The following is an 18934-nucleotide window of genomic DNA, read 5'->3' as shown; positions in this document are numbered from 1 at the left end:
CGGTGACGGGAATGTGGTCAACGGGTGCGGCGCAGCGTCTGAATGGCCCAGAGCACGACCGCGGCCAGCGCCAGGACGGCGCCGACGAGGCAGACGGCGGGCCAGCCCGCCGCGGCGTAGGCGGCCCCGGACAGGGCCGAGCCCGCCGCGCCGCCGAGGAAGTAGGTGCCGGTGTAGGCCATGGTGATGCGGCTGCGCGCCTCCGGTCGCAGCGCGTACACGGTGCCCAGGTTCGTCACCTGCACGCCCTGCACGGCCAGGTCGAGCAGCAGCACGCCGACGACCAGCGCCACCGGCCAGGTGCCGCCGCCGAGGGCGAGCACGCCCCAGCTCAGCAGCAGCAGCACCAGCAGCGTCCCGGTGGTGGCCTTCTCCCAGCCGCGGTCGAGGAACCGGCCGGTGACCCTGGCGGCGTAGGCGCCGATCGCGCCGAGCAGCCCGAACGCGCCGATCACCGCTTCGCCGAACCGGTACGGCTCCCCCGCCAGCAGGAACGCCGAGGACGCCCAGAACGCGCTGAACCCGGCGAAGCACAGGAACCCGTAGGCGCAGCGCAGCCGCAGCACCGGTTCCTCGCGGACGATCGACACGACCGAGCGCAGCAGCGCCGGGTACCGCATCCGGGTGGCCACCGGCACGTCCGGCAGGGTCCGGTGCAGCACGGCGGCGAGCACCACCATCAGCACGGCCGCGACCAGGTAGACCGCCCGCCAGTCGCCCGCGACCTCGGCGATGAGCCCGCCGCCGGTGCGCGCCAGCAGGACACCGATGAGGACCCCGCTCATCACCGTCCCGGTGACCCGGCCGCGCTGCCGGTCGTCGGCGAGCGTGGCACCGAAGGCGACCATCAGCGGCGCCACGACCGCGGAGACGCCCAGCACCGCCGAGATCGCCGTCAGCACCCCGACCGACGGGGCGAACGCGGACGCGGCCTGCACGGCGGCGACCACCGAGAGCAGGGTGACGACCAGCCGCCTGCGGTTGAGCACGTCCGCCAACGGCACCACCAGCGCCAACCCGAGGGCGTACCCGGCGGTGGTGACGGTGACCAGCAGCGCGGCGGTCGCGCTGCCCACGCCGAACTCGGCGGCGATGGCGGTGAGCAGCGGCTGGGCGTAGTAGATGTTCGCGACCGCCAGCCCGCCCGCGACGGCGAACAGCGCGACCATCCGCTCCGACATCCCCGCCCCGGGCTCGGCGCGACGGGGTGCGGACGCTGTCTTGGCCACGGGACCTCCACGGGGATGGACTTCACCCCCGATCATCCCGCCCCCGGGTGCCGCCGTGCCAGGCCGCGCCGAACCCCCCACCCGGTGGTACCAGTACCGCCGGGGGCAGTTTGCGCTGCCGGGTGATCCGGCGACCGACAGTGATCAACCCGGTCCGCGATGTCCGAAATGGACCCTCAGACCCGGGGCCGAACGGGCGCGCGCCCACCCGCCGAACGGCGCACCCGCCTGCTGATCGCGCACGTGAGCCGGGCGGTGCAGGTGCGCCGGTCGTCCTCGTCGGTGATGACGACCTCGTAGGTGGCGCTGGAGCGGCCCTCGTGCAGCGCCGTGGCGACCCCGGTCACCAGCCCGGAGGCGACCCAGCGGTGGTGGGTGCACGACAGGTCGAGCCCGACCGCCTGCCCGCCGGGACCGGCGTGCAGCCAGGCCGCGAAGGACCCCAGCGTCTCGGCGAACGCGGCGTTGGCGCCGCCGTGCATGATCCCGACCGGCTGCCGGTTCCCGGTGACCGGCATCGTGCCGACGACCAGGCCGGGGCGGCACTCGACGATGGTGATGCCCAGCTTGGCGATCAGCTGCTCGTCGGCGTAACCGGGTTGCACCTCGACCGGGAACAGTTCTGCGGTCACCGAAACCTCCAAGGGATCTGTCCCAGATCGACGGACGCGTCCGGGGACGCCAGGCTATGTAGGCGCCGCCGCCCGCCCGCCACGGGTTGTGGCGGGGGTCACGGTGGTGCTGGGAGTACCCGTATGGCCTTGCCCCGTACAAACCGACGCAGGCAACGGGGCCGCCGGTCCTGTTAGCGTCGCACCAGCAGCCCGCCGCCGCGGTCCGACACCGGCTCCCGGCCGCTGCCACCACCTCACTTCCCCGACCCACCTAGGCGTTCGCACGCCGTTGGGAGTTCCACCCATGACCAACCCCGCCTTAGCCCACACCACTGTGGACGACCACCTCGGCGACGGCGCCAAGCGCTTCTTCTCCGCCGGGTACAAGCGCGTCGAGTACACCTTCGGCCCGGTCTCGGCGCTGGTCCTCGACCCGGCCGCCGCCTCGGTCGGCACGCACGTCGGCCTGGGCTACCCGGCCGACTGGTCGAAGAAGTCGGCGGGCGTGGACCTGCGCCCGCACCTGAGCACGATCGACGCGATCCTGTTCGGCGTGCAGCTCAGCGAGCTGGTCCTGGTGCGCGCGTTCCTGCCCACCCCGGAGCAGCACCGGGCGATGTGGGTGCGGAAGGTGGCGATCCGGGCCGGGCAGAGCCCGGAGGAGGACCTGCGCGAGCTGGGCCTGGCCGCGCGGCTGGTGTCCACCCGCGAGGAACCGGGTTCGCTGTGCGGCGCGGTGTCCGTGGTGGACTGCGCGGTCGGGTCGATGCGGGTGCGCTGCGAGGTGGAGCACCCCGGCGGCGAGGTCCGCCCCGGCCGCGACACCTACGGCAGCCCGGACGTGCTCCTCGGCCCGGCCGCGAGCCGCTACTACGGCACCGGCTTCACCCGCGGCGGGCACCGCGTCGACGACCTGGCGCTGGACCTGCCCGCGCTGCGCGCCACCGCCGCGGTGGAGCTGACCCCGGCGGGCGCCGAGGAGGGCATCGAGGGCGCCTACCAGCCCGCGGCCACCATGGTCGACGCGTTCGCCACCGGCCTGCAACTGGCCCAGGTGCTGCTCTACGAGCTGGACTCCATGCGCCGCAGCGCGAGCAACACGCTGTGGATGCGCAGCACCACCCTTGAGGTGGCCCACCCCGTCCGCCCGGTCGCCGGGCCGCTGCCGCTGCTGACCGAGCTGCGCGACCCCAACCTGATCGAGATGGGCGGCGGCGTGTGGCGCACCGCCGACGTCGTCGCCGAACTCGGCGGCGTGCGGTTCACCTGCGCGGTCGCGCACTCGCTGCCGCGCGGCGTCTGACAAACCCCCACCAGAAGAGGAAACCCATGAAGCTCGCCATCTCCGGCACGTACTCCTCCGGCAAGACCCTCACCTCCTACGCGCTGTCGCACTACATCGGCATCGAGCGCACCCGGGCGCGCACCATGCGCGAGCTGCTGCCGTTCGCGGTGCCGGGCAAGACCCTGGAGCAGTGCAACGGCGCGGAGCTGATCCAGCTCATCGTGCGCAGGCACGTCGAGCGGGTCACCCACGAGAGCCACCTGGTCAACGGCTTCGTCTCCGACGGCTCCTCGTTGCAGGAGTGGCTCTACGGCGCGGTGCGGGTGATCGTCGGCATCAACCCCAACGACTCGGTGCACCTCAGCGACGTCGAGACCGTGGAGAAGACCCCGGAGATGCTGTTCTTCGAGCAGGTCATGGACCAGCTCGGCGTGGCCATCAAGGAGCACGTGAAGAACACCTACGACGCGTTCGTGCACCTGCCCAACGAGCTGGAGCTGGCCAAGGACGGGCACCGCCCGGTCAACGAGCGGTTCCGGCGGCTGGCCGACGAGGGCATCGCCAAGGCCATCGACGAGCTGGGCATCCCCCGCCACGTCATCGGCGGCACCCTCGTGCAGCGGCTCAACGGCATCGTCGACACCTTCGACTTCACCCCGGTGATGGACGTGCACACCGCCATCGAGAAGGCGCAGCAGGAGTACAAGGCGGTCGACATGACCATCGAGACCGACCGCGCCTGGGCCGTCGGCTCCGCGGTCTGACGCCCCCGCCAGAACCAGCAGCAGAGGAGAACACCGCATGGGGCGCGCCGCAGTCCTCACCGGCATCGGCTCCACCGTGCCCGAGCAGGTCGTCACCAACGACATGCTGGCCGCGCGGATGGACACCTCCGACGAGTGGATTCGCTCGCGGACCGGCATCCGCGAACGCCGCCGGGTCGGGGTCGGCACCGCGACCAGCGACCTGGCCGTGGAGGCCGGGCGCCGGGCGCTGAAGTCGGCGGGCGTGGAGTCCGTCGACGCGCTGGTGCTGGCCACCACCACCCCGGACCACCCGTGCCCGGCGACCGCGCCCACCGTGGCCAGCGGGCTCGGGCTCGGCCCGATCCCGGCGTTCGACGTCGCCGCGGTGTGCTCCGGGTTCCTCTACGCCATGGCCACCGCGGCCGGGCTGATCTCGCTGGGCACCGCGGACCGGGTGCTGGTGGTGGGCGCGGAGGCGTTCACCACCATCATCGACCCGGACGACCGCAACACCGCGCCGATCTTCGGCGACGGCGCCGGTGCGGTCGTGCTCACCGCCGGGCACCAGTCCGACCGGGGCGCGCTGCTGGCGTTCGACCTCGGCGCGGACGGCGACCTGGCCGACCTGATCGTCGTGCCCGCCGGGGGATCGCGGCAGCGCACGTCCGGGGTCGAGCCGGGGCCGACCGACCACTTCATGAAGATGCAGGGCAGGACGGTGTTCGTCAACGCCGTCAACCGGATGACCGAGTCGTCGCGGGCGGTGCTGCGCCGGACCGGTTGGGACCCCGGTTCGGTCGACTGGCTGGTCGGCCACCAGGCCAACGTGCGCATCCTGCACGCGGTGGCCGACCAGCTCGACCTGCCCGGGGAGCGGGCGTTCGTCAACGTCGACAGCGTCGGCAACACCGCCGCCGCCTCCATCCCGCTGGCCCTCGACGACGCCGCGCGCGCCGGGCGGCTGGCCCCCGGCGACCGGGTGGTGCTGACCGCGTTCGGCGGCGGCGCCACCTGGGGCGCCATCGCCCTGGAATGGCCTGACCTGGCCGCCCTGTAAGCAGAAGAACACCAAGGGGAGTCGCACATGGACACAACTGTCAACACCCGGGTCGTCGAGCTGGTCGCGGCGAAGGCCGAGCTGCCGGTCGCCGAGCTGGGGCTGGAGCGCACCTTCGAGGACATCGGCCTCGACTCGCTGCACCTGATGGAGATCGCGCTGTGGATGCAGAAGGAGTACGGGGTCGTCATCCCCGAGGGCGACCTGCGCCACGACCAGCCGCTCGGCGAGGCGCTGGCCTACCTCGACGCCAAGACCCGCTGACCGTGGCGCGCGGCCTGGCCTTCTTCGACGTCGACGGCACGCTGATCACCGTCACCAGCATCTTCCGGTTCCTGGCCTTCGACCTGGCCGAGCGCGGCCACCCGCCGTCGGAGTTCGACGCGCGGCTGGCGGCGCTGGGCGCGCTCAAGGCGGCCGGGGCGTCCCGCGAGGAGGCCAACCGGGCCTTCTTCGCCAACTTCGCGGGGCGCCCGGTGGAGGAGCTGGCGGCGGTGGGCAGGCGGTGGTTCGACGCCGAGCACGCCGCGGGCGGGCTGTTCGTGCCGTCGGTGCTGGCCAGGCTGCGCGCCCACCGGGCGGCGGGCGAGGCGGTGGTGCTGCTGTCCGGCTCGTTCCCGCCGTGCCTGCGCCCGCTGGCCCGGCTCGTCCTCGCCGACGCGGTGCTGTGCACCGAACCGGAGGTGCGCGACGGCCGCTACACCGGCGCGGTCGCGCACCCCGTCGTCGGCGCGCGCAAGGCCGTGGCCGCCCGGGAACTGGCCTGGGAGCGCGGGGTCGACCTGGCCGACTGCACCGCCTACGGCGACCACGACTCCGACCTGCCGGTGCTGGAGCTGGTCGGGCACCCGGTCGTCGTGGGCGACGACCCGGTGCTCGCCGCGCACGCGGACCGGCGCGGCTGGGACCGCCTCCCGCTCGCGGTGCCCGCACCGTGACCCACGACAACACAGACATACGCACAGACACGAGGAAAACCAGATGAGCGAGCGCATGACCGTCATGCGGACCACCGCGGCCGGGGAGGCGGGGGCGGTGTTCGCCGCCGCCGAGGTGGACCGGCCCGTGCCGCTGCCCACCGAGGTGCTGGTGAAGGTGCACGCGGCCGGGGTGAACCCGGTGGACTGGAAGGTCCGCGGCGGGGTGTTCCCGACCGGCGGCCTCGGCGCCCACCCGTTCGTGCAGGGCTGGGACGTGGCGGGCACGGTCGAGGCCGGTCCCCGGGTGACCCGCTTCTCCCCCGGCGACGAGGTGTTCGGCCTGCTGTGGTTCCCCCGGCAGGCCGGGGCCTACGGCGAGTACGTGACCGCCCCGGCCCGGCAGTTCGCCCGCAAACCCGCCGGGCTGAGCATGGTCGAGGCGGGGGCGCTGCCGATGGCGGGGCTGACCGCCTGGCAGACCCTGGTCGACGTGGCCGGGATCGGCGCGGGCAGCAAGGTGCTGGTCACCGCCGCCGCGGGCGGGGTGGGGCACCTGGCCGCGCAGATCGCGCACGCCCGCGGCGCGATCGTCACCGGCACCGCCCGTTCCGCCAAGCACGACTTCCTCGCCTCCCTGGGCGTGGACGACGCGGTCGACTACACGCGGGTCGAGGTGGGGCGGACCGTGCGCGACCAGGACGTCGTGCTCGACCTGCTCGGCGGCCCGCACACCATCCCGCTGCTGGACACCCTGCGCCCCGGGGGGCTGCTGATCCTGACCATCGGCCTGATCAGCCCCGAGCTGGCCGCCGCCGCCGAGGCGCGCGGGGTGCGGGTCAGCCCGTTCCTCGTCGAACCCGACCACCAGGGCCTCGAAGCGCTGGCCCGGATGGTCGACCGCGGCGACCTGCGGGTGCACGTCGACCAGGTCTTCCCGCTGGCCGAGGTGGCCAAGGCGCACGAGGTCGGCGAGTCCGACCGCACCACCGGGAAGCTCGTGCTCAGCGTCGCCCGCTGAGCACCCGGTCTCGTCCGAAACCCTGCCCATCCGAGGAGTTCTCGTGTCCACACCCGCGGCGCGGCGCGCCACACCCCTGATCACCCTCATCGCGGTCTGCGTCTCCTGCGGGCTGCTGCCCGCCTCGCTCACCGGCACCTCCATCGCCCTGCCCGCCATCGGCTCCGACCTCGGCGCCGCCCTGGTCAGCCTCCAGTGGGTCGTCAACGCCTACAACCTGGCCTTCGCCGGGGTCATGCTGGCCGCGGGCGCGCTGGCCGACCTGCTGGGCCGCAAGCGGATGTTCGCCACCGGCCTGGTCGTGTTCGTCGCCTGCACCGCCGGCGTGGGCCTGGTGTCGGACATCGTCACCATCGACGTCCTGCGCGCGGTCGCGGGCATCGGCGCCGCCATGGTGCTGACCGCGGGCTCGGCGCTGCTGGCGCAGGCCTACAGCGGCCCGGCGCAGATGAAGGCGTTCGGCGCGCTCGGGTCCTCCTTCGGCCTCGGCCTGGCGCTCGGCCCGTCCACCTCCGGCATCCTCGTCGACCTGTGGGGTTGGCGGTCGGTGTTCCTCGTGCACGCCGCGATCGCGCTGGCCGTGCTGGTGGCGCTGCCGTCGCTGCGCGAGTCGCGCGACCCGGAGGCCACCGGGGTCGACTGGAAGGGCACCACCACGTTCAGCGGTGGGCTCGTCGCGCTGACCCTGGCGCTGGTGGAGGGCCCCCAGCGCGGCTGGGCCGACCCGCTGGTGCTGGCCCTGTTCGCGGTGTTCGCCGTGCTCATCGCCGGGTTCGTGGTGGTGGAGCGGGCGCAGGTGCGGCCGATGTTCGACCTGAACCTGTTCCGCCAGCCCAGGTTCGTCGCGGTGTGCCTGATGCCGGTGCTGCTGGCGTTCGGGTTCGTCTGCCTGCTGGTGTTCCTGCCGTCGTTCTTCATCGGCATCGCCGGGATGGGCCCGCAGCAGGCCGGGCTGACCATGCTGCTGCTGACCGTGCCGGTGCTGGTGTTCCCGGTGATCGCGGGCGCGGTGGTCAAGGCGGTGCCCACGCACGTGCTGCTCGGCCTGAGCCTGGTCCTGGTCGCCGCCGGTGCCGCCTGGCTGACCACGATCGACCGCGACGCCGCCACCGCCACCCTGATCGGCCCGCTGCTGGTCATCGGCACCGGCGTCGGCATCTCCTTCGGCCTGCTCGACGGCGCCGCGATCGGCACCGTGGACCCGGCCCGGGCGGGCATGGCCGCGGGCATGTTCAACACCATGCGCCTCACCGGTGAGGCGGTGGCCATCGCGGGCATGGGGTCGCTGCTGGTCAGCCTCACCCAGGACAGGCTCGCCGACGGCATCGCCGCCCACCCCGGCACCGGCGAGGTCGGCGAGATCGCCAACGACCTGGCCCAGGGCAAGCTCGGCGAGGTCGCCGCCACCGTCCCGGAGGCCGCCCGCGGCGGGTTCGTCGAGTTCGCCGCCACCGCCTACACCGGCGCCTTCCACACCGTGCTGTGGATTCTGGCCGCGGTCTGCGCCGTCGGCGCCCCGGTGATCGTGCTCATGCTGCGCGAGCGCGCCACCACCCCGTCCCCCGAGGCCGACGCCGCGCTCCCCGCCGCGTCCTGACCTCCCGACCCAGGAGCAAGCCGATGAGACAGTCCCTCCCCGTCCTCGTGGTCGGCGCGGGCCCGGTCGGGCTCACCGCCGCCGCCGAACTGGCCCGCCGCGGCGTCCCGGTCCGACTGGTCGACAAGGCCGACGGGCCCAGCCCGCTGACCAAGGCCCTGATGGTGTGGCCGCGCACCCTGGAGGTCTTCCGCCTCCTCGGCGGCGCCGAGCACATCGAGACCCGCGGCCTGCCGGTCGAGTCGTTCCGCTACTACTCCGACGCCCGGCAGATCTGCCGCATCCCGTTCGGCCGGGAGACCCAGCCCGCGGTCATCACCCAACCGGACGTGGAGGACCTGCTCCGCAAGGCCCTCGCCGACGCGGGCGGCACCATCGAGTGGTCCACCACCCTCTCCACCCTGTCCCAGGACGACGACGGCGTCACCGCCACCCTGCTGGGCCCCGACGGCCAGGAGTCCACCGAGCGCTTCGCCTACCTGGTCGGCGCCGACGGCGCGAGCAGCCTGGTCCGCAAGCAGATCGGCCTGGAGTTCCAGGGCGCCACCTACGCCAACGTCTTCATCCTCGCCGACGTCGCCGTGGACGGCGACCTCCAGCGCGACGCCGTGCACTACTACTGCTCGGGCGCGGGCATCCTGGTCATGGTCCCGCTCTACAACGGCCGCTTCCGCGTCTTCACCGCGGGCCCGCCCGGGATGAAGCCGGAGGACCTCACCGAGGAGGTCCTGCAGGACTACGTCGACCGCCGCGGCCCCGGCGGCCTGCGCCTGCACGACGTGTCCTGGAAGACCACGTTCAACATCCACGCCCGCCACACCGAGAAGTTCCAGGTCGGCCGCGTCTTCCTGGCGGGCGACTCCGCCCACGTGCACAGCCCCGCGGGCGGCCAGGGCCTCAACACCGGCGTCACCGACGCGCACAACCTGGCCTGGAAGCTGGCCCTGGTCCACCGCGGCACGGCCACCCCGGCCCTGTTCGACAGCTACGGCGTCGAACGCGCCGCGGTGGCGGCGGCGGTCGTCAAGCAGGCCGAGGTCCAGACCAAGGCGTGGATGCTCAAGAAGAAGTGGCAGTCGGTCGCCAGGGACGTGGCGGCCGGGCTGGCGCAGAAGCTCGGCCTGTTCGACCGCTACTACTCCCCGTGGCTGGCGGGCCTGACCAACTCCTACCCGGAGAACTTCGCGGTGTCCGGCCCGGTCACCCGCAGCGCGGGCACCGCCCGCGACCGCATCCTCAGCGGCCACCTCCTGCCCGCGCACGACATCCGGGTGGGTTCGGAGGTGGCGGGCCTGCGCGCCTCGATGCCCATCGACCGCTACACCCTCCTGATCTGCCTCCCCGACCCCTCCCTGGGCCGCCAGGCCCAAGCGGCGGTCGACGGCCTGCTGGCCACCCACCCGGACCTCCTGACCACCCGCGTCCTCACCGGCGACGGAGTCCTCTCGGACAACCCCCGGCTGGGCTGGCTTGCGTCGAGCCAGTCGAAGCTGTTCAGCCCCAAGAGCTTCACGGTCGCACTGGTCCGCCCCGACGGCTACGTGGCCGCCGTGGACACCACCCCCGACCTGCCCACCCTGCGCGCCCACCTGACCACCATCGCCGTCCCCGCCGCACCGGCACACAAGGAGAAGACCGCATGACCAGCGTCACCGTCCGCGACACCGCCGCCACCATCCAGGAGTTCTTCACCCGCTTCGGCGCGGGCGACGTCCCCGGCATGGTGGAACTGTTCGCCACCCCCGTGGACTTCGCCGTCGCGGGCGCCGAGGACATCGTCCCGTGGACCGGCCCCCGCACCGACCACCCGTCGGTCACGGAGTTCCTGCGCATCGCCACCGAGGACATCACCACGGAGAAGTTCGACATCACCAAGATCATGGTCGACGGCACCGACGGAGTCGTCCTGGGCGCCTTCGCCCACCGGATCACCCGCACCGGCAAGCTCTTCGAAAGCACCTTCGCCCTGCACATCCAGGTCACCGAAGGCCTGATCACCAAGTACCACATGTTCGAAGACAGCCACCGCGCCGCCCAGGCCTGGAGCTAGTCGGATCTTCCCCTCGGGAACCTCACCGAATCCCCTGGTCTGGGGTTCCCGAGGTGGAGGAAGCGGGCTCTGTTCTCCGAACGCGGAGACCAGAGCCCGCTCTGCTGCGTGCGGGGCCGCCGAGTGAAGGATCTCAGCTTGTCGTTTGAGGTTCCGGTCGGCGGCGTATGCCCCGGTTGGTGATGGAAGCAGTCTTTGGTTGATCGTCGTTCTTGCGGCAGGAAAATGTTCGATCAAGGGCTGCCTGGTCAGTGTGCGTCATCTGGATCGTGAGCGGTCGCTCGGGGCGTTGTCCGGGTTCCGGTGGGTACTCTATCGGTGGCTGACTCGCCGTGCGGACGGGTTGTTCGAGCTGGTCGACGTCGTGTTGTGCGCCGAGGGGCCGGTGCGGGCCCTGGTGGGGTTGTCGCTGGCGCCGGAGCACCGGCTTGGGCACGGCGGCCTCTACGACGCGGTCTACAACGGCCGTGTCGAGGTTGACCGGTTGCGCAACGCACCGGCCGGGATGGCCGTTGTCACGGGCGACCGGTGATCGTCTGGTGCTCGCGGTCGACATCTCCCCGTGGTTGCGACCCGACGGCACGACCTGCCCGGACCGCGGGTTCTGCCACGTCCACGGACGCGGCAAGGGCGAGCACCGCATGATCCCGGGCTGGCCGTACTCGTTCGTGGCCGCGTTGGAGACCGGCGGCACGTCGTGGACCGCGCTGGTGGACGCGGTCCGCCTGTCACCCGGCGTCGACCTCACCGCGGTCGTCGCTCTGGTCACCTCCACTGGAGAGCTCAACGTCTTGTCCACGTACTCGCGCCGCTGCCTGCCGTGATGCTGGTGGTGCAGCACCCTGCAACCCGATCGGTCCAGCATGCTGGCGGCGATACTCGATCGGCGCACCACCCTGGCTGGCCGCGTCGCCGACACCGACGAGCTGATCCCGGGCACCGTCCGGGTAACACCACCGGCACGACAAGCGCACCATCTCGGACTCCGTGGGCGACAACCGGCGCACATCCTCAACCGCAATTACATTGATCAGCAAGCAGGCGATTAATCACTTTCAGCCGAATAATACATTTGGCGCAATCATATGACGACGAACACACTCCTTCGGCAGATCAAGAGCACCCTGCGTAGTGATGTCGCACGTTAGTAGTACCGATTCGCCCTAGCGCGTGAACGACTTACACCCCCTAGTGTGATTTGCGCGCGTCTTCATGAGATGACACGCGAATATTTCTGAGGGGAAAATGAAGATTAACCAAAAGCGCTGGACTGTGCGCGTGATTTCGCTCTGCGCCGCCGTCACAGCCGTCACGACCTTCGCCGCCCTGCCGCAGGCACAGGCTAGCGAGCAGGTGACGTACCAGGTCTTGACCTCGCTTCCAATGACGACAGAATCCTTGGACGAAATCACAGACTCGGCGCCTATCCAGGACACGAAACGACCAATCCCCAACCAACTTCCGTCGCTATCCGAGTTGACGCACCCAACACAGCAGGTCTATGAGGTCGACTCAAGCAAGTATGCGTCGGAGACGATGGTTCCTCTGGCAACTCCTGGTGACCCAATTTCTCCGCAGGAGTGTGTCGACCGCTACCTCGGCGGATTTTCCGGCCCCATCTTGTACAAGAACCGTTTCGCCGCTTGTCACTCAGAGTTTCTTGTTGTAAGGCAATTCGGCTGCAAAGGGTCATTGTGCATCGTCACCGGACAGGCGTCCGCCAAGTGGGCGATGACCTGGAATATGAACTGGAACACCCGAGAAGTCGGCATAACAGCTCGAGTATGGGACTGGAAATTTTCCAACACGGTCAATCTCGGCTCGCAAATTGGAATTGAGTTCCGGTGTGCCGGTGTTGGCATTACCGGATCGACAGCCAAATGCAGCCAACCAACCTACGGGTGGTCAAAGTCAATTGCGGCATGGCAGTCCGCTGACACCTCAACCTACACTGAGACAACTTCGGGGGAAGACCCCCCGAGCTCTACCGAGCCAACCGAGGTCAATGCCGAAAAACGCACTTTGCACGTTGTACAAACATATGCTTACACCTACGGTGGCCCGGGTCCCTACGACCGATACTCGCAGACTGACGTCGTGACCACACCTTTCCGCTGCGATATTGCACGCTCACAAAACCCGAACTACGCCAAAAGCAGTGACTGTGTCTTCCATGCCGCGACTGGCTGGTTCAAACTGAACATCGCCGATCCCGAGATTACCGAGTCTGCGCAGCTCATCTACGATGCGCACAACAACATCGGCAATACCTACCCTGGAAATACCGGAAAATACATTCCAGGCGAAATCGGCGAAACTGAGCCGCTCCAGCGTCTCTTCTACGATTCCAACCTCCGTCAAGCCAATCGCAACAAGTCTATCGCTTCATGCAAGCAGAACTGGGGAACAAATTACACGCAACGTCCCGACGGTCTGACGAATGATTGCGACGAATTCCCTTTCGCTACCACATACGAGGGGTCGTTCACTGTCACCGACGGCATGTTGCGCACCTACGCCGTTCGCCCAGTACTCAGCTCTCACAATCAAAAAGTGGGCAGTCGCTTGAGCCTCTTCGTCGCCGAGGACCACATCCTCGATGGTGACGACTACTACGTGACCGCCTACAACTAGCAGATAATTTCGTGGTGCGGGCAGTCCGGTAAGATGTTCCGGCTACCCGCACCACGACATGCACGGAGGAGCTGTGCCCGAGGCTGACCAGCCGCTCTCAATCATCGAACATCAACCTTCACCCGACTTCAACCAATTCCTACTGTTCGACGCATGGTCAGATCTCTCGTACGGCGATCTTCCGGATTTCACTCCTGGCAGCATAGCGACCACCGGCCCCGGCGGAGGAATTTTCCTGACGCAGGGTGACCTGGCTCGGCCATGCATCCGCCTCGAGGTACAGCGAAAAAACTCTTCCGAAGGACTGACAGATTCCGACACATTTGAGGGGCAACTGACCTGCGAAACAGGAAAGCTGCTCCTCGGAAGCATTTCCGCAAGCCCTGATGACTTGGCGCTTCACCTCGAACCGGGCGCATACGCCATCAAAGCATGGCGATCTCGGGTCCGACGAGAGTACCAACTCGATCCAGAGATCTTCGACGAGGCAGACAACCCCGGGTATTTTTCTGAAGACTGGCTGATTCAGCTCGAGAAGCTCGGCGGCTAACACGCAAATTCTTCCACCGATGTTTGGGCGTAACGAGCCGAAAGGGGCGATCGTCTTCATCATCGGCAGGAGTTCTTCACCCGATTCGGCGCGGGCGACGTCCCCGGCATGGTGGAACTGTTCGCCACCACCGTCGACTTCGCCGTCGCAGGCGCCGAGGACATCGTCCCGTGGACCGGCCCCCGCACCGACCACCCGTCGGTCACGGAATTCCTCCGCATCGCCACCGAAGACATCACCACGGAGAAGTTCGACATCGACAAGATTCTCGTCGACGGCCAGGACGGGGTGGTGCTGGGATCATTCGCCCATCGGATCACCCACACCGGCAAGCTCTTCGAAAGCACCTTCGCCCTCCACATCGTGGTCACCGACGGCCTGATCGCCAAGTACCACATGTTCGAAGACAGCCACGGCGCCGCCCAGGCCTGGAGCTAGGGAACTTCCCCCCGAGAGCTTCACCGAATCCCCTGATCCGGGTTCTCGCAGCGGAGGAAGCGGGCTCTGTTCTCCGTGTTCGGAGACCAGAGCCCGCTCTGCTTTCAGCCGGGGGATCTCAGATCACTGACACCCGCTGAGGCCAGGAGTTCCCGGGTGTGGTCCACGGTGAGCGAGACGGCCTTGGCGTGGTGGAGGAAGGCGGTGTGGGTGGCTGTCGCGGTGGGGTGCTCCATGAGGATGGTGGTGTTGTGGTGTTCGATGTGGACGATCGGTGGGAAGTGGTCGATGTCCAGGACTCGGAAGCTGGGCTCGGGTGGGATCGTCGTGGGCAGCAGTCGGATCTTGTGCGGGTGGGTGTCGCGCAGGTGGTAGAGCTGTTCGCGCGACACAGCCGTGGGCACGCCGGGGTGGTGCAGGGTTTGGGGGTGCAGCAGGAACATGCTGATCCCCGTCGTCTGTGCGGACGCGGCGGTGGGTGTGGGGTGGGCAGCGGTGGTGATCGCGTTGTTGTAGGCGGTGGTGCGCAGCGGTTGGGGGATGAGGTGGGAGGCGAACCAGGTGATGGTTTCCGCGATTGCCTCGATTTGGCCGATTGGGTTCTCCTCGGCATTGGTTGGGAGCAGCCAGTCGGTGAGGTCGGCGTTGGCGGTCAGCCGGTAGAGGTGGTGTCGGCGGGCGGGGTGGATGTCGAGCAGGCTGCACAGGCCGCCGATCTCCAGGGCGGTGGGAACCCGGCGGCCGGTCATGACTCGGTTGAGCATCGCCGGGGACATCGACATCCCTGCCGCCAGAGCGCGGGTGGTGAAGCCTTGCTTCTGCCGGGCGGCGTCGAGTTCGCGGGCCAACAGCAGTCCTCGCAGGGTCTTCGCACGGGCCCCGGGTTCCTCGGCGGTCGCAGAGGCAGTGGTGGTGGGTGTGGACATCGATGTTCCTCGGCTCGTGCTGGTGGTGGAAACGCGGCGGGATCACCCCGGGGCAGGAGGTGATCCCGCCACGGTCGAACAGGTGGGTCACCCGGGTGATGGGGCACCGCACCGGACCTGGTGAGAAGCACATCGCCTGATCTGCCGTCATTCGTGATCGGGCAGGGACGGGGTTCGTGTCAGCTCCGCTTGTCGCTGCTGCGTCATGCTCAGGAGTTCGTCGACATCCACGGGAATCCACGGGGCGGCCGGTTCATCCGGGAAGGCGTCCAGCAGTCGGGTCATCTCCCGGCAGCCGTCGACCTGCCGAATCCAGGTGAGGTTCGAGGCGGCGAACCAGCGGCCACCGAAGACCACACCGTTGCCCTTCTCGCCCGTCACGATGAAGTCGCGGCAACCCGCACCGACGCGGTACGCGCCGATGACCCCCGAACTGTCGGGTGGCTCGACGTGCAGGGTCCAGCCGTCGGCCACCAGTGTGCTGCGCAGGTCCACCGTCGTCGTGCGGTGCCCGGGCCTGGTGCACGTCCTGGGTGTGTTCGTCATGGGTACAGGCCTGCGGTGCGTTCGTGATCGGCGGCGAACCGGGCCAGAAGCCCGGCGCTCTCGGCGGGGGTGGCGGCGATCGAGAGGAGGTCGTCCACCGACTTTTCGATGTCCTCGGTGTGGGATGGGTCGTCGAGCAGCCCGGAGGCTGTGCCGGACCACAGGTGCACCACAGTGGGCTTGTCGGTGATCCGGTACACCGCGCAGTTGCCGGGGCTGCGGTACCCGCCTTCCTTGAACGGGATCACCCGCACCGTGATCGGTCTGCCGTGCACCAAAGCCAGCAGGTGACGCAGTTGCTGTGCCATCGCCGTCGGACCGCCCACCGGGCGACGCAACACCGCCTCATCGAGGATCAGGGTCCGCTGCGGCTGGGTGGGCTCCAACAGGACCTCGCGCCTGCGCGCGGCCCGGGTCAGCGCCGCGTGGGTGTCGACGGGGCGGTTCCAGCACAAGGCCCGCGTGTAGAGGGGGACCTGGGCCACCAGGGGAATCTCGGTGGTGGAGAACTCGACCACTGAACGGGCATCCCGCTCCACCAACCTGACCGCCAGCTCGTGCGAGGGTGACATGTTCGTCGTCTCCCACCACCCGCCGGCCTGCGGCCCGTCCGCGAGCGCCGACACCTGCGCCCGCACGGCTCCCGTGGCCCGGTAGGCGGCCAACGCCGCCCCCACCTCCACCGGCTCAAACCGCCGCCGGGCGTTCTCCGAACGGTTCAGCGACGCCGCAGACATCCCCAACCAGGACGCCGCCTGCCGGGTCGTCAACCCGCGATCACGACGACACCGCGCCAACGTCATGCCCAGAACCCGATGCCGAACACCGACATCCGCCATCATCGCGCACCTCGGGTGGATGCTGCCGCGCTGATCCATGCCCGGGCGATCACGGCCAAACCGTGGTGGTCGAACCACTGCAAGGCCAACGGCTTGGCAATCGTGGCGACGATCGGCTGAGGCCCCTCGATCACCGGCCCGGGAAACCGGCGATCCCGGACGATGAACACACGCTTCTCCTCCACGCACACACCACGCAACACCGCGATCGCACGGTCACCCGCCGCCAAGCGGAACGTGTGACCACCCTCGAAGACCCTGGTGCACGCCGCCCGCCCGATCCGATTGGACGGCGTCACGAACTGCCGCATCACCACCCACCCCCAGGCCACGACGCAGCGACCGGGAACAACAGTGTGACCAACGCGCGTGCGTACCACGAACAGACGTCGGTGAACACCGTCCACAATCTGGCAACCTGACGTGGCGACATCCAGCTCGGCTCCCTGGCTCGGAGGGTGAGGGACGGCCGACACTAGGAGCGACTGTCGGTGACGTGTTGTACAAAATGTGTGACCATCCGGCAGCTAGGCTGGTGCCCAGTGCTTCTTCCATCCGAACGAGTGAGGTGAGCCCCGTGGACCAGGTGGGGAAGGACATTGGCTCACGGGTGCGCTACTGGCGGATCAGACGCAACCTCGGCCGCAAGCAGTTCGCCGACATGGTCGGTCGCTCCGCCTCGTGGCTGGACAAGATCGAGACGGGCGAACGGCTGCTGGCCCGGGTGCCCATCATCGAGCGGGTTGCCGATGCCCTCGGTGTTGACCCGGCTGTGCTGACAGATGCTCAGGTGGCTGACCAAGCCGCGCGCTGTGTCGATCCCAGCGAGGTCCAGGCCATTCGGGTAGCGCTCGGTCGCTATGCCGGCTTGTCGGCTCAGGGCGAGCACCCGGTGAGCATCCCGCAGCTCAGCCGCCAGGCCGGCTATCTGGACCACGCTTGGCTGTCGTCGCGATTCACGGTCGTGGCCCGGTACTTGCCCCAGCTCATGGCTGACGCCCAGACGGCCACCGTTGCCGCTGCACCGGCCGACCAGCTCGCGGCTCATCGCGTGCTGGTTTCCACCTACCGCCTGGCCTCCTCCATGCTGCTGAAATTCCAGGCCAACGACCTGGCCTGGTTGGCTGCGGACCGGGCCTTGAACACGGCCCTGCGCATTGACGACACCTGGTCACTGGCCCGTGCCACGCGCAGTACCGCGCGAGCCATGACGAGTACCCACCAACCCGACCAGGCCATCGCGGTGCTGCTCGACATGGCCGACCGCATGCGCGGCGAGGTCAGCCACGACGAACACAACCTCTTGGCGCTCTACGGCATGTTGTTCCTGGCGGCATCGGTGACGGCTGCCGGCCGCGAAGACAGCGGCCTTGCTGACGAGATGCACGCCCAGGCCACCGCCGCAGCCGCGCGCCTCCGGCCTCAGTACGACACCCACCACACGTACTTCGGTCTCACCAACGTGCTCATCCACCGCGTGGCGGCCCTGGTGCGGCTGCACGAGGCTGGCCGAGCCGTCGAGTTCGCGGCCTCCATCGATCCGGCCGCCATTGCCGCGCTGTCCGCCGAACGCCGCTCCAACTTCCTGCTCGACCTGACCGAAGCGCACACGATGGTTGGCAACTACAAGCAGGCCACGAACTTGCTCCACCAAGCCGAACAGGTCGCCCCCGAAGAAGTCCAGTGCCGCCCGCTGGCACATGGTCTGTTGCGCTCGCTGCTGCACAACACCAGCGGCGAACCGGCCACACTTGTCAAGCAAATGGCCGAAAGGGCAGGAGTCACCACATGAGTAAACCTGTCCTGTACCTCATGATCTGCGGCGCAGGCCCGGCCGACCACATCGAGCGCATGATCCGCTTGGCCCACGATGACGGCTGGGACACCTGGTGTGTAGCCACCCCGGCAGCCATTGAATACTTTCTCGACCTGGATGCCTTGGCTGAGTTGACCGGGCACGTGGTACGCACCGGTCACCAGCGAGCCGGACAACCAGCGCTGCCCAAGGCCACCGCCGTGGTTGTCGCCCCGGCCACCTACAACACCATCAACAAGTGGGCAGCAGGCATTGCGGACACCTACGTCTTGACGCAACTCGCCGAGCTGACCGGTCTTGGTGTCCCGATCGTCGTATTGCCGTTCGTGAATACCGCCTTGGCCGCAAACCGGGTTTTCCAGCGTAGCGTTGACGAGCTGCGCACTTCCGGCGTCACCGTCCTACTCGGTGAAGGTGGCTTTGTACCGCATCCCCCACGAACTGGAGGCCAGGTCATGGAGGGGTATCCGTGGGAAGCGGCGTTGGAGGCGGCACGGAAAAAGATACCTGGAGAAGTATAGTGGGAGCCAGTACAGACCCGCTCCGCACCACGACATGATCGTCCCGGAGCGCGGCGGAAATGACCCTGTGCAAAACAGCCAGCAAGAATGGCGCAAGCTACGGCGAACTCTCAACAACGGCAGGGGCGATCTCGCACGAATCGCGGCG

At 68.9% G+C, this 18934-nt stretch carries 21 protein-coding genes and 1 pseudogene; 16 read left to right on the top strand and 6 right to left on the bottom strand.

From position 1 onward, the window contains the following. Nucleotides 1-17: 17 nt before the first annotated feature. The gene (locus DFQ13_RS22100; protein WP_233427426.1) at nucleotides 18-1229 is read right to left on the bottom strand and encodes an MFS transporter; all 1212 of its coding nucleotides are present in this window, start codon (nucleotides 1227-1229) and stop codon (nucleotides 18-20) included. 176 nt (nucleotides 1230-1405) lie between these two features. Beyond that, nucleotides 1406-1861: a hotdog fold thioesterase gene (locus tag DFQ13_RS22095; protein WP_052020603.1), complete on the bottom strand. Its 456-nt coding sequence runs from the start codon at nucleotides 1859-1861 to the stop codon at nucleotides 1406-1408. Nucleotides 1862-2147: 286 nt separating this feature from the next. Between DFQ13_RS22095 and DFQ13_RS22090 the strand changes: the two genes are divergently transcribed. The 14 genes and pseudogenes from DFQ13_RS22090 to DFQ13_RS22035 form a co-directional block, all read left to right on the top strand. Then, nucleotides 2148-3146, top strand: a complete 999-nt coding sequence (locus tag DFQ13_RS22090; RefSeq protein WP_110081173.1) for an AvrD family protein — start codon at nucleotides 2148-2150, stop codon at nucleotides 3144-3146. Nucleotides 3147-3172: 26 nt separating this feature from the next. Further along, nucleotides 3173-3892: an AAA family ATPase gene (locus DFQ13_RS22085; protein WP_035278620.1), complete on the top strand. Its 720-nt coding sequence runs from the start codon at nucleotides 3173-3175 to the stop codon at nucleotides 3890-3892. 37 nt (nucleotides 3893-3929) lie between these two features. Beyond that, nucleotides 3930-4931 (top strand): beta-ketoacyl-ACP synthase III, encoded by a 1002-nt coding sequence (locus tag DFQ13_RS22080; protein WP_110081172.1) that lies wholly within the window; start codon nucleotides 3930-3932, stop codon nucleotides 4929-4931. 27 nt (nucleotides 4932-4958) lie between these two features. Continuing rightward, complete coding sequence (locus DFQ13_RS22075; protein ID WP_035278618.1) at nucleotides 4959-5195, top strand: acyl carrier protein; 237 nt, start codon at nucleotides 4959-4961, stop codon at nucleotides 5193-5195. Between the two features lie 2 nt (nucleotides 5196-5197). Next, nucleotides 5198-5869 (top strand): HAD family hydrolase, encoded by a 672-nt coding sequence (locus DFQ13_RS22070; RefSeq protein WP_035278617.1) that lies wholly within the window; start codon nucleotides 5198-5200, stop codon nucleotides 5867-5869. Nucleotides 5870-5912: 43 nt separating this feature from the next. Beyond that, entirely contained in the window at nucleotides 5913-6869 is a 957-nt protein-coding gene (locus DFQ13_RS22065) for an NADP-dependent oxidoreductase (protein WP_181400102.1), read from the top strand. Between the two features lie 43 nt (nucleotides 6870-6912). After that, the gene (locus tag DFQ13_RS22060) at nucleotides 6913-8466 is read left to right on the top strand and encodes an MFS transporter (RefSeq protein WP_110081171.1); all 1554 of its coding nucleotides are present in this window, start codon (nucleotides 6913-6915) and stop codon (nucleotides 8464-8466) included. A 23-nt stretch (nucleotides 8467-8489) separates the two neighbouring features. Then, nucleotides 8490-10109 carry an FAD-dependent monooxygenase gene (locus DFQ13_RS22055; RefSeq protein ID WP_110081170.1) on the top strand — a complete coding sequence of 540 codons (1620 nt, stop codon included), beginning with the start codon at nucleotides 8490-8492 and terminating at the stop codon, nucleotides 10107-10109. Continuing rightward, entirely contained in the window at nucleotides 10106-10516 is a 411-nt protein-coding gene (locus DFQ13_RS22050) for a nuclear transport factor 2 family protein (protein WP_035278614.1), read from the top strand. Before DFQ13_RS22055 ends, DFQ13_RS22050 begins: the two co-directional genes overlap by 4 nt. Before the next feature lie 199 nt (nucleotides 10517-10715). Further along, nucleotides 10716-11048 carry a transposase gene (locus DFQ13_RS35190; protein ID WP_233438523.1) on the top strand — a complete coding sequence of 111 codons (333 nt, stop codon included), beginning with the start codon at nucleotides 10716-10718 and terminating at the stop codon, nucleotides 11046-11048. Between the two features lie 7 nt (nucleotides 11049-11055). After that, entirely contained in the window at nucleotides 11056-11340 is a 285-nt protein-coding gene (locus DFQ13_RS22045) for a transposase (protein ID WP_233438522.1), read from the top strand. 454 nt (nucleotides 11341-11794) lie between these two features. Next, complete coding sequence (locus tag DFQ13_RS22040) at nucleotides 11795-13150, top strand: NucA/NucB deoxyribonuclease domain-containing protein (RefSeq protein WP_181400101.1); 1356 nt, start codon at nucleotides 11795-11797, stop codon at nucleotides 13148-13150. A gap of 73 nt (nucleotides 13151-13223) precedes the next feature. Beyond that, entirely contained in the window at nucleotides 13224-13700 is a 477-nt protein-coding gene (locus tag DFQ13_RS33240) for a hypothetical protein (RefSeq protein WP_146241325.1), read from the top strand. A 78-nt stretch (nucleotides 13701-13778) separates the two neighbouring features. Then, nucleotides 13779-14138: pseudogene (locus tag DFQ13_RS22035) on the top strand (nuclear transport factor 2 family protein); the annotation flags it as partial. Nucleotides 14139-14242: 104 nt separating this feature from the next. Here DFQ13_RS22035 and DFQ13_RS22030 read toward each other — a convergent pair. The 4 genes from DFQ13_RS22030 to DFQ13_RS22015 form a co-directional block, all read right to left on the bottom strand. Continuing rightward, complete coding sequence (locus tag DFQ13_RS22030; RefSeq protein ID WP_110081167.1) at nucleotides 14243-15064, bottom strand: helix-turn-helix domain-containing protein; 822 nt, start codon at nucleotides 15062-15064, stop codon at nucleotides 14243-14245. A 147-nt stretch (nucleotides 15065-15211) separates the two neighbouring features. Next, nucleotides 15212-15610: a hypothetical protein gene (locus tag DFQ13_RS22025; protein WP_146241324.1), complete on the bottom strand. Its 399-nt coding sequence runs from the start codon at nucleotides 15608-15610 to the stop codon at nucleotides 15212-15214. Next, a complete protein-coding gene (locus DFQ13_RS22020; RefSeq protein ID WP_181400100.1) occupies nucleotides 15607-16413 on the bottom strand; it encodes a helix-turn-helix domain-containing protein in 807 nt (268 codons plus the stop codon). The genes DFQ13_RS22025 and DFQ13_RS22020 overlap by 4 nt, the downstream gene beginning before the upstream one ends. A 35-nt stretch (nucleotides 16414-16448) precedes the next feature. Then, nucleotides 16449-16760, bottom strand: coding sequence for a hypothetical protein (locus tag DFQ13_RS22015; protein WP_146241323.1), 312 nt, complete (start codon nucleotides 16758-16760; stop codon nucleotides 16449-16451). 266 nt (nucleotides 16761-17026) lie between these two features. Here DFQ13_RS22015 and DFQ13_RS22010 point away from each other — a divergent pair, with 266 nt between their 5' ends. Next, nucleotides 17027-18241, top strand: a complete 1215-nt coding sequence (locus DFQ13_RS22010; RefSeq protein ID WP_110081163.1) for a helix-turn-helix domain-containing protein — start codon at nucleotides 17027-17029, stop codon at nucleotides 18239-18241. Next, complete coding sequence (locus DFQ13_RS22005; RefSeq protein ID WP_110081162.1) at nucleotides 18238-18786, top strand: flavoprotein; 549 nt, start codon at nucleotides 18238-18240, stop codon at nucleotides 18784-18786. Before DFQ13_RS22010 ends, DFQ13_RS22005 begins: the two co-directional genes overlap by 4 nt. Nucleotides 18787-18934: the final 148 nt, after the last annotated feature.

Source organism: Actinokineospora spheciospongiae, from assembly GCF_003182415.1.
Lineage (GTDB): Bacteria > Actinomycetota > Actinomycetes > Mycobacteriales > Pseudonocardiaceae > Actinokineospora > Actinokineospora spheciospongiae.
Note: the sequence above shows the minus strand (reverse complement) of the source record. Positions and strands in the feature narration are given on the sequence as shown.

Excerpts from the sequence above, each read along its gene's own strand:
- DFQ13_RS22090 (WP_110081173.1), top strand. The coding sequence starts at position 2,148 with ATGACCAACCCCGCCTTAGCCCACACCACTGTGGACGACCACCTCGGC.
- DFQ13_RS22085 (WP_035278620.1), top strand. The coding sequence starts at position 3,173 with ATGAAGCTCGCCATCTCCGGCACGTACTCCTCCGGCAAGACCCTCACC.
- DFQ13_RS22055 (WP_110081170.1), top strand. The coding sequence starts at position 8,490 with ATGAGACAGTCCCTCCCCGTCCTCGTGGTCGGCGCGGGCCCGGTCGGG.
- DFQ13_RS22050 (WP_035278614.1), top strand. The coding sequence starts at position 10,106 with ATGACCAGCGTCACCGTCCGCGACACCGCCGCCACCATCCAGGAGTTC.
- DFQ13_RS22075 (WP_035278618.1), top strand. The coding sequence starts at position 4,959 with ATGGACACAACTGTCAACACCCGGGTCGTCGAGCTGGTCGCGGCGAAG.
- DFQ13_RS22080 (WP_110081172.1), top strand. The coding sequence starts at position 3,930 with ATGGGGCGCGCCGCAGTCCTCACCGGCATCGGCTCCACCGTGCCCGAG.
- DFQ13_RS22005 (WP_110081162.1), top strand. The coding sequence starts at position 18,238 with ATGAGTAAACCTGTCCTGTACCTCATGATCTGCGGCGCAGGCCCGGCC.
- DFQ13_RS22015 (WP_146241323.1), bottom strand. The coding sequence starts at position 16,760 with ATGCGGCAGTTCGTGACGCCGTCCAATCGGATCGGGCGGGCGGCGTGC.
- DFQ13_RS22020 (WP_181400100.1), bottom strand. The coding sequence starts at position 16,413 with ATGACGTTGGCGCGGTGTCGTCGTGATCGCGGGTTGACGACCCGGCAG.
- DFQ13_RS22030 (WP_110081167.1), bottom strand. The coding sequence starts at position 15,064 with ATGTCCACACCCACCACCACTGCCTCTGCGACCGCCGAGGAACCCGGG.
- DFQ13_RS22025 (WP_146241324.1), bottom strand. The coding sequence starts at position 15,610 with ATGACGAACACACCCAGGACGTGCACCAGGCCCGGGCACCGCACGACG.
- DFQ13_RS22065 (WP_181400102.1), top strand. The coding sequence starts at position 5,913 with ATGAGCGAGCGCATGACCGTCATGCGGACCACCGCGGCCGGGGAGGCG.